This is a genomic window from Proteiniclasticum aestuarii (assembly GCF_017368455.1).
GTDB lineage: Bacteria > Bacillota > Clostridia > Clostridiales > Clostridiaceae > Proteiniclasticum > Proteiniclasticum aestuarii.
This window is the reverse complement of record NZ_JAFNJU010000006.1, coordinates 125,495-138,923: the sequence shown is the minus strand read 5'-3', so window position 1 is coordinate 138,923 and position 13,429 is coordinate 125,495. Positions and strand designations below refer to the sequence as shown.

The window sequence follows — 13,429 nt, the reverse complement described above, 5'->3', positions numbered from 1 at the left end:
TCTTTTCGCTCGTTTCAATCAGTATTCTGATTCATTCTGCTGATTTTCTTCTATTCATATCCGTTTCTATTTGCTGAGCCTCATGTACAGCTCCATGAGCTGATTGTTGTGATGGAAATGGATTCCCTCCATGCCCAGTTCCTCTGCTGCATGGATATTGGCCAGTGTATCGTCGATGAACACACATTCAGCAGGGTTCAGATCATATTGTTCCAGTAGAATCTCATAGATTCTGTGTTCCGGTTTCATTTCCTGATGGGCATAGGAAACCACTTTTCCATCAAAAAGTTCAAAGAACGGATAATATCTCTCGGTATTCTCAAAGCCTCTTTGAGGGTAGTTGGACAAAGCATACAGATTGTATCCTTTCTCTTTGAACTTTCTCAGAAAATAGACGGAAACGGGCAGTTCTCCGATGAGAAAATTCTCCCATTCATACAGGATCCTCTCCACATCTTTCCTGTAATCAGGAATACGGGCTGTGATCTTTTCTGCAGCCTCTTCATCACTTATGAGTCCCTGATCCAGCATCTTCCATTCCTCGCTTCCGAATACTTCCTTGAACAGTACTTTCATGGCCAGTTCATCCTGACCATAGTTTCTGACCAGCCATTCCGTCGGATCAAATCTGATCAGTACATTTCCGATGTCAAATACGATATTTTTAATCTCTCTCATCTATCTCTCCTTCTATTCACTTTAGATGGTGAATTTCTTCATGTATGAACTTGGGCTTTTTCCCGTGACTTTCTTAAAGATGTTGCTGAAATAGTGGGCGTCATTATACCCGACCAGATAAGCAAGTTCATAGATTTTGGGGTGATCTTCTTCCATGATTTCTATGGCCTTTTTCATCCTGTAATGAGTTAGATAATCCACATAGGTATATCCTGTTTCCCGTTTGAATAGTTTGGCCAGATAGCTTTCGCTGATGCCAAGCTCTTCCGCAGTCTTAGCACAGGTCATCTCTTTCATATAGTTCTCCTCAATGCATTTCACACACTGCGCCACATAGCGATTGGGCTGAGCATCATCCCTTAACCTGTATTCCGTGAAAAAATCCAGGACGAGTTCTTCTTTGTCTGTTCCTGATTCATGAATTTCTCGGACCACTTTCTTCAGTACTTTTTCAAGCTCCTCATCTCTGAAGGGTTTGAGAAGATAATCCGTCACACCTAGACGGAGTGCACTTCTTGCATACTCGAAATCCGAATAACCGGAGATGATGATGAAGTGGATGTCCTCCTTGCTTTTCAGGGCTTCAATCATTTCGATCCCGCTCATACCCTTCATACGTATATCCGTCAGGATGATTTCCGGGCTTTTCTCCTCCACAAGTTTCAAGGCTTCCTGAGCATTGGAGGCTTCTCCCACCACCTGACAGCCCAGAGACTGCCAGTCGGTGGTCATGATGATGCCCTTGCGGATCATCTTTTCATCTTCCACAACTAAAACTCGAATCATAATACAGGCCCCCTTTCAGGAATTGCGATGCGGATGGTCGTGCCTCGGGAAACTTCAGAGAAGATTCTGACCCCATACCCTCTTCCATAAAGAAGTTCGATTCTTCTATGGACATTGGTCAGGCCGATACCTTTGTCCGGTCCTTCCTCAAGAAGCTTCAGGGCCACCTTCTCTTCTATGCCCACACCATCGTCCTTCACTTCGAAGATCATGCTTTCCTCTTCTCTGTAACCGGTGACTGTGATGTTTCCTTTTCCTTCCACTCCATGCAGAATGGCATTTTCCACCAGGGGCTGAAGAATCAGTTTCGGGATTTTATGATCCATGAGTGCCTCTTCCACCTGAATGTCATAGGTCAGATCATCATCATACCTGGCTTTCTGTATGGACAGATAGCTTTCCAGCCATTGGATGCTCTGACGGACCGTCTGAAACTCTTCCGCATCCTCCATGGAGATCCTGAGCAGTGTGGCCAGGTTCGTGATGAGGCTGCTGACTTCTTCGGTTCTCTGCATCTTCGCCATCCATTTCACCGTATCCAGGGTGTTATAGAGAAAATGAGGATTGATCTGAGACTGCAGCATCTTCATTTCCGATTTCTTCAGCCTGTCTTTGCTCTCGATGATGTTGCTGATGAGAATATCCAGCCTTTTGGCCATCTTGTTGTACCGCTGCATGAGCTCCCCGATTTCATCTGTCCGCTCCACGGGAAATCGTTCACTGAAGTCTCCCTTTTCCACTTTCTTCATGTAATAAACCAGGTCCTTCACCGCTCCTGACACAGATTTAGAAACCTTGTAGGCTACCAATAGAGAGATCACCAGTGTGAGAAGACCGATATAACCAAGGGTCCTTAAAAGATAACTGGCATTGCTTTTCACATCGTTCAGGGAAGAGTAGGAAATCAGCTGATAGGGATAGGCTCTGCTCTTTCTGAAGGACGTGTGGAAGGACTCTTCCTCCACCGTCGACAGAAAACCTGAAGCGGCTTCCGCTGTCTCCAGTTTCTCTGCATCGATGTAGGGTTTTGCTTCATTCTCCCGCCGTATTTTACTGTACAGCACATTACCGATATCATTGAGAAGCATCACTTCCCAGATGTTCCCCTGGGTTTTCCCGTGGATGATCTTGGAGATCTCCTCCCGCTGCACGTCAACCAGGATGAACCCCTTCAGCGTCTCTTCCATCTTCACGGCTTTGGCTGCAGTGAGCACCTTGTCGTTCTCCGTACGCTCTCTGTAGCCCGCCGGATGAAACACGATTTCCTCTCCCTCTGATGATGCTTTTCTAAGTACACCCCAGTTGATGTAATCCCGAGTGTTATAATGCCTGGGCACCACATCCGATTGAAAAAGAGTCTTTCCATCCATGCCGAGAATATAAAGCGACATGGTGGTGGTTCTGCCTGAAAAAAGATAATACATCTTTTCATACAGATTCCGCGTTTCTTCCTCGCTCACTTCCTGCTCGCTGAGGATCTTCATGACGAGAGGGTCTCTGGACAGAAGGGAGACGGCCTGTTCATAGTATCCGTAGAGCGCATCCACATCTCTTGAGACTTCCATGAGATAGGTGGATGCTTCCTCTTCGATATTGTTCCGGAATATTCTCTCGGAAAAACCGTAAAGAAGGGCACTGATCAGAAGAAGGGGAATCATGGCAACCAGAAGATACGTCACAAATAGTTTTGCGAAAAATGAACTTCTCAGCTTTTTCATAGAATCCCCCTTCTCTTTTTCCAGAAATTTTCTTCCATCTTTTTATTATAGTATATGAGGCCCATGGATGAAACTGTTCATCTTCCTTTATTCTCCGAATAGAGAGTCCGGATAGATGCCTTCCCTGATTTTCTCCTGGAGTTTCCTTCTGATATCCTTCAAGTCCTCCTGGTAGGTCATTCCCATCCACTCATCCCGGGCTTCTATGACTCTGAGCCTGATGCCGTGAAGCTTTCTCAGGGCATCCATAGCCTCTGGAAGGTAGAACTCGTCGGTCAGGAGATTTCTCCCCTCTTCTTTCAGAAAATCTTGAAACACCGTCTCCAGCCCCCACAGCACATTCCCCTGTGCACCCCAGATGTTCATGGAGACCAGGGTATCCTCCGAGATTCGCTTTACTTCCTGGTCTTTCTCACAATAGACTTCATGATTTTCAGCCCAGATTCTTTCCTCTTCCCGGATGGATACCAGCTCATTCTGTGCATTGATCTCAAGGATTCCTCTGGAGACCTTTCCCTGATGAGACAATGTTTTTAGCACTTTATATCCTGGAATGACCATATCCTCTTTTCCGCGCAGAGCCTCCAGGAGATCCTTCAGCACTGTCCTTCCATAGAGATCATCTGCATTGAGAATCACAAAAGGGCCCCTGATCTCTTTTCTTGCGCAGTAGAGGGCATGTCCTGTGCCTAAAGGCTTCTCTCTCTCCATGGGTAGCGTGATTGCTCCTGGGATCATGTTCTTGTCCTGAATCACGATGCCGATTTCTATATGTCTCATGAGATTCTTCCCAAGGGTATCCATGAACTCCTCCACCATATCTTCCCTCAGAATGAACAGAATCCTCCTGTATCCTGCCTTCACCGCATCATAGGCACTGTAGGCCATGAGGCTCTGTCCATGAGGGCCCAGCTCAGCCAGCTGCTTGTTGCCGCCGAATCTTCTGCCCATGCCGGCTGCCAGAAAGATTAGGGTTACCTCTTCTTCCTCCTGGTTTCTTTCCTGCTTGTTTTCAATCAAAACATTCCCTCCTTCAACAGCTTACGTACTTGGGTTCTCGTCCTGCAGGAAAGGCACCGATCTATCGATGCCTCATCCCTACTCGGAAATATCAAAATGATCCAGGAAGTGATCTATCACTCGTCTGGCCTCTTTTCTGGTGGTCATTTCTGCAAACACACGCAGCAGCTTTTCGGTTCCGGAGAAACGAGCCACCAGCCATCCGCCGTTTTCATAATAGATCTTCAGGCCATCCTCATAGGAGACCCGCTCGATGGGATCCATTTCAACCGGCAGCTCCCTGTTTTCGAAGAGCCTCTTCTTGAGGTCTGCTTCCTTTTCCGCTGTCAGTGCCAGATTCTCTTCCTGCATGTAGAAGGTTCCGTATTTATCATGGAGCAGGGTCAGCATTTCCCGGATTCTTTTGCCTGTGACACTGATCATCTCCACCAGGAGCGCAGCTGCAAAAATTCCGTCTTTCCCCTTGATATGTCCTTTGATGGTCAGTCCGCCACTGCTTTCGCCTCCCAGGATGGCACCGGATTCAATCATTTTGCTGCTGATATGCTTGAAACCTACAGGCACTTCATAACAGATCTGTCCGTAATCCACTGCGATCTTGTCCAGCAGATGGGTGGTGGAGAGGTTTCTGACCACGGGTCCTTTCCAGTTCTTGTATTCCAGAAGGTAGTAGTAGAGAAGACTCATGATGTCGTTGCTGGTGACGTAGGTGCCTTCCTCATCGATGATGCCCAGCCGGTCGGCATCTCCATCTGTACCGATGCCCACGTCATAGTTTCCTTCTCTTACCATGTCACTGAGCTTACCCAGAGTCTCTTTGGTGGGAGAAGGCATTCTGCCACCAAAACTTGTGTCATGGCGATCGTTTATCACATCCACCTCGCAGCGGACCGTTATGAGTACAGTCTGAAGGGCTGCCTTGCTGACCCCGTACATGGGATCCACTAGCACCTTCAGCTCGCTGTTTCTGATTTTCTCCACATTGATCATGGAGATGATGGTATCCACATAATCATTGAACGGGCTCACCCGCCTGATGATGCCCCGACGGACCCCTTCTTCAAATGGAATGGTCCGAATGTCTTCCTGAGTCAGTCCATTGGCCAGGTCTTCCAGCTTTCCCGTTACAGAAAGATCCGCATCCTTGCCGCCTTTGGTGAAGATCTTGATACCGTTGTAGTCTGCCGGATTATGGCTGGCTGTCACAGCCATTCCATAATCACAGGCGAAGGATTTCACGGTATACATGATGAGTGGTGTGGGACTGACTTTCTCGATGAAATTCACTGCGATGCCGTTGCCGGCAAATACTTCGGCGATCCATCTGCTTGCCTTGTCGGACAGAAATCTCTTATCATATCCGATGACGATGCCATGGTCCGCCACTTTCTCTCTCTTCATGAGCAGTGCCAGAGCCTGCGCCACGATGACGATGTTGGTTCTGATGAATTCATCTCCGATGATGGCTCTCCAGCCACCTGTTCCGAATCTGATCATAGGTTTCACCTGCCTTTACTAGTCTCTGCTTCTGTTATAGTGATATGGTCCTGCCACCGGATACTCTATTGAACACGATGATGGAAATGATGGTGGTCAAGGTCAGGATGGAGGCCAGCGCCGCTGCAGTACCAAAGCTTGCTCGGACCACTTCCGTATAGACGGCCACGGATATGGTGGACGTTCTTCCCGTATAGAGTATGACCGTTGAGCTCAGCTCATTGATGGTTGTGATCCAGCTTAGAATCGCACCGGAAAACACGCCAGGGGCCATCATGACGGCAGTGACCTTGAAGAAGGTCTTCATGGGGGATACGCCGAGGTTGATGGAAGCTTCCTCAATACTCGGATCAATCTGGTAGAGGATGGAGGCACTGGAACGCACGGTGTAGGGTATTTTTCTTATGATATAGGCAATGATGATGATGGCCGCCGTTCCACTCAGCACCATCGGCTGCTTGTTGAATGCCACCAGTAGGGTGATACCCAGTACAGAACCCGGTATGACATAAGGGAACATGATCAATGTATCCAGCATATTGTTGAATTTCGATCGTCTTCTGACGATGATGTAGGCGATGAGAATACCCAGGACGATCATCACTGTAAGGGCGATGACAGCAAACACGAAGGTATTTCGGATATTAAGGGACAATCTGTTCAGCACAAGGTTGTAGTTCTCCAGACTGAATTCCTTGAGGAAAATCGGTCCTCTGGTCTTCATGAAGGAGGTGGTGATGACAACGATCTGCTGGACCATGGCCAGTAGCACTACGCTGTAGCAGAACAGGGTCGCCAGGAACTTCTTTCCCTTTGGCAGTTCCTTCACTTCCGGTGGTCTCAGGGAACTCATCATATAACTTCTCTTTTCCACCACTTTCTTCTGTATGAAAAGAACGGAAAGAGAGAACATCACGATGATGACACTGAGCGTGCTGGCCATGGCCGCATTTCCACCCAGTTCCGACATGAACTCGTCGTAGACCACTACAGGAAGAGTCTTGAATCCTTCTCCGATGAGCATCGGCGTACCGAAATCCGCAAGAGATGTCATGAACACCAGAAGGGCTGCGGAGGTGATGGTGGGAAGGATCAGCGGAAAGGTGATGGTCATGATTCTTTTAAAGGAGGACATGCCCAGATTCTCTCCTGCTTCTTCCAGCGAAGCATCAATGCTCGACAAAGCGCCTGAAGCGTAGAGGTACACATACGGAAAGAATTTCAGTGTGAAGATGAAAATGATTCCGCCCAGTCCGTAGATGGTGGGTGCCGTGATGCCTATGGCCGCGAGGATATTGGTCACAAGACCGTTTCTTCCCAGCAGGATGATCCATGCATAAGCACCGATGAATGGTGGAGACAACAGCGACAGAATGACCATGAGGTTAATGAATTTCTTCCCTGGCACATGGAATCTGCTTGTGATGTATGCCATGGGCAGTCCCACCAGTACAGAGAAAATCGTCGCCAGGGTGCAGACGATGAAGCTGTTCTTCAGGGTGTTGAAGTAGTATGGCAGTCTGAAGAAGTTGAAGTAGGTTTTCAGACTGAATGCCCCTTCACTGGTCTTCATGCTCTCCAGGAACAGGGAGGAGAAGGGATAGATCAGGAAAATGAAGAGCAGGATGAAGCTGCCCACGGAGACGTAATTCCAGAAGTTCAGGCTGTTCCTGAAATCAAACTTCCTTTTCTTCTGCTGTTTCGTGGCCATGTCAGATCACCATCCCTTCTTTGCTGTAGACCCTTATGAATCTTGGACTCACCTTGACTACAACCTCTTCTCCTATGTTTCTCAGCGTCTTTCCGTCCTTGGTGTATTCATTGATTTCAATCATCTTGTCTTCTTCCAGTTCAATTTCATAGTTCATGAAATCCCCCAGGAACGTGGCCAGTGTGATTCTCCCCTTAAGTCCCATCACATTCTCTTCTCTTGTGAGTTCTCCCTCTTCCGGTCTCAGAGAAACGACCACTTCCCCTTCATAACCCAGATCCCGCTCCAGTGGAAGATCTCCCTGAGGTGTGGAGATGACGGTTAAGCTTCCCTCTTTTCTAGCTACGCCATGGAGGAAGTTGCTGGTGCCGATGAATCCCGCAACGAATTCATTGGCCGGATGTTTGTAGATTTTTTCCGGCACATCAATCTGCTGGATCACGCCAGCCTTCATCACCGCTATGCGGTCTGATATGGCCAGAGCTTCTTCCTGGTCGTGGGTCACATAGATGGTAGTGATGCCCAGTTCTCTCTGAAGCTTCTTGATGATGGTTCGCATCTCCAGTCTCAGCTTCGCATCCAGATTGGACAGGGGCTCATCCATGAGGAGCACATCGGGTTCGATGACGATGGCTCTGGCAAGGGCGATTCTCTGCTGCTGACCACCGGAAAGCTTGGAAGGTTCTCTGTCTTTATACTCTTCCATCTTCACCAGTCGCAGCGCCTTCAGCACACGCTCTTCCGCTGTCTTTTTATCGATCTTTCTTGCTTTCAGTCCATAGGCCACATTGTTGAATACGGTCATATGGGGAAAGATCGCATAATTCTGAAAGACCATACCGATGTTTCTTTTATGTGCCGGGATGGAATTGATCACTTTTTCTCCGAAGGAAATGGTGCCTCCTTCAATGGAGTTGAATCCTGCGATCATTCTGAGAAGCGTCGTCTTCCCGCAGCCTGAGGGGCCAAGGAGCGTGAAGAACTCCCCTTCACTCACCGTGAAGTTCGCATTCTTCACTGCATGGAAATCTCCATAGTATTTTTCTATATTTGTAAAAGTCACTGAATTACTCACATTTACCTCCAAATTAAAAGAAAGGGCAAGTTTTCTTGCCCTATTCTGTTTATTCTTCTTTTATTCCTGTCCTGTGACGATGTTCTTCCATCTGTCCAGAACGGGTTCTTTGTTTTCCGCTGCCCACTTGAAATCATACTCAAGGAGGTTGATGTCATCGATGGGTCCTAAGCCTTCTGGATTGTTGGCATCGGTTCTGGTGGATCTCCAGCTGAAGTCTTTGGCAGCCAGATCCTGTACTTCCTTGGAGAAGGTGAACTCGATGAATTTCTTCGCGTTCTCTTCATTCTTCGCACCCTTGATCATGGCGATTCCGTCTGGTGCTGCAGAAGTTCCTTCTTCAGGATAAACGATTGTCATGTCGCTTCCTGCGATGATGTATCTGGAAGCCGCTTTTTCCAGGGTCAGTCCTACAGCATACTCTCCATCGGAGACACCCTTGTAGGTTCCTGAGGAACTTCCGAGAATCTTGTTATCCAGATTGTCGACAAATGCCTTGATGGTGTTCCAGCCGTCGTCTCCATCATCCTTGAACGCTTCCAGCATAGTGGCCAGAATGGTGTAGGAGGAACCTGATTTTGCTGGATCCGCAAAGGCGATCTTTCCTTTCCACTTAGGATCGGTAAGGTCTTCCCATGACTTTGGTGCTTCTTCTTCAGATACCAGTTTGTTGTTGTAGATGATGACCATAGGCAGTGCACTGAATCCATACCATTTTCTGTCCGGATCCTTGAACATTTCTGGAATCTTATCATCTTCTTCGATGGTGTAGCTTTCGAAATAGTCCTTGAAGGAATCCAGGGATTCTGCTCCGCCTCCCCACATGACGTCTCCAAGAGGATTTTCGCTTTCTGCTTCCACTCTGGCAAGAAGTTCTCCGGTACCGGCAGCCACAACATCTACTCTGATTCCCGTTCTTTCAGTAAACTCATTAATGATGGGATTGATTTCTTCCGCATTATGTGGTGAATAGACCACAACGCTTCCATCTCCCTGTTCTTCTCCGTCCGCCTGATTTCCGCATCCTGCAAGAGCGGTGACAGCCAGCATAGCAACAAGTAAAAGACTAATTTTCTTTTTCATATTTCCCTCCTATGATGTGGTATAAATTCATTGTAAAGGCATTGTAAACCTTTAACAATGTAATATTCTGCACTTTTGTTCATTATTCAGCACTTCTCCGAAAACCCTCTTCCGTTTTTCTCTTTCGGTTCAGGCAATATCCAGATTAGAGAATCCATCCGAAGAAAAAGAGACTGATCTTCACCAGTCCCTCTCCCATTCAATATACGCTTGTATTGTTATGATTTTTCCGACCCTTTTGCAATCCCCAGAGGGGTCACAAGAAACGGATTCTTGGGCTTACTCACTGGAATCCCTAAGGCATCTTCGAATACTTTCTCGATGCCCACGAGGCAGCAGGTTCCACCCACCAGGTAGATATCGTGGACATCATATCCTTCGATATGTTTCTTCACGATGCTGGCCATCTTTTCCACCACAGGTCTCACAAGACCCATGATTTCATTCTGCTTCTTCGGGTCTTTCTTCATGTTCTCCGCTTCTCCGAAGGGAATCCTGAAATGCCCTGCCAGAACCAGGCTGAGATGAGTACCGCCCGTGGCTTCGTCCGCCACATAGACCACCTTTCCGTTTTGGAGTATGGAGATTCCGGTGGTTCCCCCACCGATATCCACAATGGCTCCATCGGTGATGCCCAGCACGCCGTTGGCTGCTGTTGGTTCATCAAGGATTTCCGTCACATCAAGCCCAGCACCTTCCACCACATATTTATGGGTTTTCTGGTCTCCAGGCTGGGTTCCGGGTGGTACGGCAATGGATGCTTCCGTGAGCTCGAGATCCAGTCTCTCCTCCAGTTTCCTCTTCAGTCTGGACACAATGGACCTTGCACCCATGAAATCCACCACAAGCCCGTCTCGCACAACCTCCGCATATTCCAGCTCCAGCGCCAGAGGCCGATCGTCTTCTCCGAGCGCTACCAGAACGATATAGGCTGTTCCCAAATCCACACCCAGTCTCACTTTTTCATTTTTCTCCGGCAGATTCGTTTCCTTCAGAACCTTTTCCAGTTCCCTGATCCGTTCATTGGCTGCGCTCAGTCTCTTGCTCATGTTATTCCTCCTGCGTGGCTCGTCTGCATTCTTCTCTTTCCATTAGTAAGGGATGTCCTCTGTTCCGTAATAGGCACTGATATAGATTTTCACAATATCTTCCGGCGTCGCTTTTCTTGGATTGCTTCCCGTGGTGAAATCATTCATGGCCTTTTTCACCATGTCCGGCAGCGCCTCCATGAATTCCTTTTCCTCAACGCCGCAGTCCCTGATGGACTCCGGCAGTTCCACATGCTTCATGAGGCTTTTCAGCTCATTGATGAGACTGTCTTCCCACCCTTTTGCCATGCCTTCTGAAGTTCTCATGGCTTCCGCCATACTGGCATATCGCTTTTCCGCTTCAACGCCGTAGATGGGTTCGCTTTTGTTGTATCGGATGATATGGGGCATCAGCAGGGCATTGGCCAGTCCATGGGGAAGCCTGAATTTCGCTCCCAGAGCATGGGCCATGCCGTGATTGAGTCCCAGACCGCTGTTCTCGAAAGCGATGCCTGCATAGCAGGATGCCATGTGCATCTCCATCCGCGCCTCATCGTCTGATATATCATCATACATCCTTCGAAGATGCACGGAAACCTTGCTTGCCGCCTCCAGTGCATAGAAGTCAGACATCTCGTGATGTTCACGGGATACATAAGCTTCCACCGCATGGGTCATCACATCGATCCCCGCATTGGCGATGACCTTCTTCGGCAGTGTAGAGGTGAAAACCGGATCCAGCACCGCCACATCCGGCAGCATTCTCTTGTCCTTCAGCGGGATTTTCAGGTTGTTTTCCCTGTCCGTGATCACGGAATAGGAGGTCACTTCCGACCCTGTCCCACTGGTAGTCGGAACTGCCACGAAAAACGGCTTCACGATCTTATCGGGCTTAATGACTTCTTCCTTCACCCTGAGGCAGAAGAAGATGATCGCTTTGGCCGCATCAATGACAGATCCGCCACCAACGGCTATTAGGAGGTCAGGCTTCGTCACCAGTATGTGCGAAAGGCCGCTTAGAATCGTCTCCAGGGAAGGATCCGGTTCCACCTCATCAAATATTCTGTAGGATATGTTAAGATCGTTCAGAATACTGATGACGGGTTTCAGCATGCCAAGCTCCACCATGGACTTGTCCGTGACTATACAAACCTTTCTGAAAGGAACGTTATAAAGCTTACGCAGGCTGTATTTCCCGTACCATATATTCGGTTTGATCTGAAATTCATACCTGCTCATGATTCTACTCCTGTTCTGCCCAGTCGGCAGGATATGTTACATAAAGAAATCTTGACTTTCCTGGTGATACGAAGGAAATGGAGGATCCTTTCGGAATGAAGATGATGTCTCCTGCTTCTCCTCTCACCACAGAATCGTTGATCTTGATTTCCAGCACGCCGTCTATGATGTAGTCCACTTCGTCATACTCCAGGGTCCACGGAAAACTGGATTCATCCATTTCCATGATGCCCGCCATGAGACGAGGACTTTCCTTAAGCGTCATGATGTCAGACAGAAAAACCTTTGTACCGGGTTTTCCTGTGTCAAAGGGCTCCGGCTTCACGGTTTTCCCCTTGACCACCAGAACGCCGCTTTTCTTCTCCACATGCTTCTCTATGGGTGGCTTTGCGCCACCCATCTCTTCCAGAAGCACTCTGCGGATAATCTCTTCCAGTTTCTCCTGATTGATCTGCATAGTATCCCTTCTTTCTAAACTTCAGCTGTTTCTTCTTCAGGTACAGGTATATCCGCAGCGGTGTTCTTTGGCGTGATCAGCATAGCCAGAGCCACGGCTGTGACACCACCTACAAGTTTACCGACCACCATGGGGAAGATCATTTCACGGTTTACACCGGCGGTGAAGCCCAGATGATCCCCGAAAACGAAAGCTGCGCTGACGGCGAAGGCCGTGTTGATGACCTTACCACGATTGTCCATGTCCTTCATCATGCCGAACATCGGAATGTTGTTGGCAAGAGTCGCTACCATACCGGCAGCGGCCACATCGCCCATGCCGAGGAGTCTGCCTGCTGCCATGAGGGGCTTCTTGAAAACCTTCGTGATCACATAGACCATAGGGAATGCTCCCGCAAGGGTGATGGCGATGGCTCCGACGATTTCGATACCGTCCCATACAGGGGCCATGCCTGGAATGACCACAACGCCTGTCAATGTTTCTATGATGATTGCTGCCGTGGACAGGGTGATGACGATGACAACGCCTTGACCGAATCGGTTGAAGCCACGGATCATCTTATCCGGAATCTTCCAGAGCCCCACTGCGATGAGCGCTGCCACGATGATGATGGGTACCAGGTTGGCTACGACCATACCGAAGCTGAATCCTGCAACCAGACCACCGACAAAGGATCCGATGGGAATGGTGATGATACCGGCAAGGACACCTTTAGCCAGGTATGGATGATCTTCTTTCTTGATGATTCCAAGGGCTACCGGAATGGTGAATACGATGGTGGGTCCCATCATGGCGCCGACGATGAGTCCGGCGAAAAGTCCAGCTTCCTGGGTCTTCGCCAGTTCCATGGCCAAAGGATATCCGCCCATGTCATTGGCCAGCAGTGTGGTGGCAAACATGGCGGGGTCCGCCCCCAGGAATGCATACACAGGCTCGATGACCGGCCCGAGAATCTTCGCAAGGACCGGTGCAATGGAGATGACACCGATCATGGCTACGGCCAGTGTACCCATGGCCATGATACCTTCATCAAACTTTTCTCCGAGTCCGAATTTGTTGCCGATGACTTTATCCAGTGCCCCCAAAGCCATGAATATGACCATGATATAGATGATAATGTCGTTGATTTGCATTTGT

At 48.6% G+C, this 13,429-nt stretch carries 12 protein-coding genes; all 12 read right to left on the bottom strand.

The window, feature by feature from the left end:
* Positions 1 to 66: 66 nt before the first annotated feature.
* Positions 67 to 678, bottom strand: a complete 612-nt coding sequence (locus tag J3A84_RS09125) for an HAD family hydrolase (protein WP_207599706.1) — start codon at positions 676 to 678, stop codon at positions 67 to 69.
* Between the two features lie 21 nt (positions 679 to 699).
* Positions 700 to 1,464: a response regulator transcription factor gene (locus J3A84_RS09120; protein WP_207599705.1), complete on the bottom strand. Its 765-nt coding sequence runs from the start codon at positions 1,462 to 1,464 to the stop codon at positions 700 to 702.
* Positions 1,461 to 3,182: a cache domain-containing sensor histidine kinase gene (locus J3A84_RS09115; protein WP_207599704.1), complete on the bottom strand. Its 1,722-nt coding sequence runs from the start codon at positions 3,180 to 3,182 to the stop codon at positions 1,461 to 1,463. Before J3A84_RS09115 ends, J3A84_RS09120 begins: the two co-directional genes overlap by 4 nt.
* 87 nt (positions 3,183 to 3,269) lie before the next feature.
* A complete protein-coding gene (locus J3A84_RS09110) occupies positions 3,270 to 4,202 on the bottom strand; it encodes a nucleotidyltransferase family protein (protein ID WP_207599703.1) in 933 nt (310 codons plus the stop codon).
* Between the two features lie 78 nt (positions 4,203 to 4,280).
* Positions 4,281 to 5,699, bottom strand: a complete 1,419-nt coding sequence (locus J3A84_RS09105) for a phosphoglucomutase/phosphomannomutase family protein (RefSeq protein ID WP_207599702.1) — start codon at positions 5,697 to 5,699, stop codon at positions 4,281 to 4,283.
* 34 nt (positions 5,700 to 5,733) lie between these two features.
* A complete protein-coding gene (locus J3A84_RS09100; RefSeq protein WP_207599701.1) occupies positions 5,734 to 7,410 on the bottom strand; it encodes an ABC transporter permease in 1,677 nt (558 codons plus the stop codon).
* A gap of 1 nt (position 7,411) precedes the next feature.
* Positions 7,412 to 8,485 (bottom strand): polyamine ABC transporter ATP-binding protein, encoded by a 1,074-nt coding sequence (locus J3A84_RS09095; RefSeq protein WP_207599700.1) that lies wholly within the window; start codon positions 8,483 to 8,485, stop codon positions 7,412 to 7,414.
* Positions 8,486 to 8,545: 60 nt separating this feature from the next.
* Positions 8,546 to 9,568, bottom strand: a complete 1,023-nt coding sequence (locus J3A84_RS09090) for an ABC transporter substrate-binding protein (RefSeq protein ID WP_207599699.1) — start codon at positions 9,566 to 9,568, stop codon at positions 8,546 to 8,548.
* Positions 9,569 to 9,786: 218 nt separating this feature from the next.
* Positions 9,787 to 10,617 (bottom strand): ethanolamine utilization protein EutJ, encoded by an 831-nt coding sequence (eutJ, locus tag J3A84_RS09085; RefSeq protein ID WP_207599698.1) that lies wholly within the window; start codon positions 10,615 to 10,617, stop codon positions 9,787 to 9,789.
* 42 nt (positions 10,618 to 10,659) lie between these two features.
* Positions 10,660 to 11,835 (bottom strand): 1-propanol dehydrogenase PduQ, encoded by a 1,176-nt coding sequence (locus J3A84_RS09080; protein WP_207599697.1) that lies wholly within the window; start codon positions 11,833 to 11,835, stop codon positions 10,660 to 10,662.
* A gap of 4 nt (positions 11,836 to 11,839) precedes the next feature.
* On the bottom strand, positions 11,840 to 12,292 hold the full coding sequence (locus J3A84_RS09075) for a cupin domain-containing protein (RefSeq protein WP_207599696.1): 453 nt from the start codon (positions 12,290 to 12,292) through the stop codon (positions 11,840 to 11,842).
* Between the two features lie 14 nt (positions 12,293 to 12,306).
* Positions 12,307 to 13,425 (bottom strand): ethanolamine utilization protein EutH, encoded by a 1,119-nt coding sequence (gene eutH, locus J3A84_RS09070; RefSeq protein WP_207599695.1) that lies wholly within the window; start codon positions 13,423 to 13,425, stop codon positions 12,307 to 12,309.
* Positions 13,426 to 13,429 lie beyond the last annotated feature (4 nt).

Coding starts and splice junctions, on each gene's coding strand:
- J3A84_RS09125 (WP_207599706.1), bottom strand. CDS start 678: ATGAGAGAGATTAAAAATATCGTATTTGACATCGGAAATGTACTGATC.
- J3A84_RS09120 (WP_207599705.1), bottom strand. CDS start 1,464: ATGATTCGAGTTTTAGTTGTGGAAGATGAAAAGATGATCCGCAAGGGC.
- J3A84_RS09115 (WP_207599704.1), bottom strand. CDS start 3,182: ATGAAAAAGCTGAGAAGTTCATTTTTCGCAAAACTATTTGTGACGTAT.
- J3A84_RS09105 (WP_207599702.1), bottom strand. CDS start 5,699: ATGATCAGATTCGGAACAGGTGGCTGGAGAGCCATCATCGGAGATGAA.
- J3A84_RS09100 (WP_207599701.1), bottom strand. CDS start 7,410: ATGGCCACGAAACAGCAGAAGAAAAGGAAGTTTGATTTCAGGAACAGC.
- J3A84_RS09090 (WP_207599699.1), bottom strand. CDS start 9,568: ATGAAAAAGAAAATTAGTCTTTTACTTGTTGCTATGCTGGCTGTCACC.
- eutJ (WP_207599698.1), bottom strand. CDS start 10,617: ATGAGCAAGAGACTGAGCGCAGCCAATGAACGGATCAGGGAACTGGAA.
- J3A84_RS09080 (WP_207599697.1), bottom strand. CDS start 11,835: ATGAGCAGGTATGAATTTCAGATCAAACCGAATATATGGTACGGGAAA.
- J3A84_RS09075 (WP_207599696.1), bottom strand. CDS start 12,292: ATGCAGATCAATCAGGAGAAACTGGAAGAGATTATCCGCAGAGTGCTT.
- eutH (WP_207599695.1), bottom strand. CDS start 13,425: ATGCAAATCAACGACATTATCATCTATATCATGGTCATATTCATGGCT.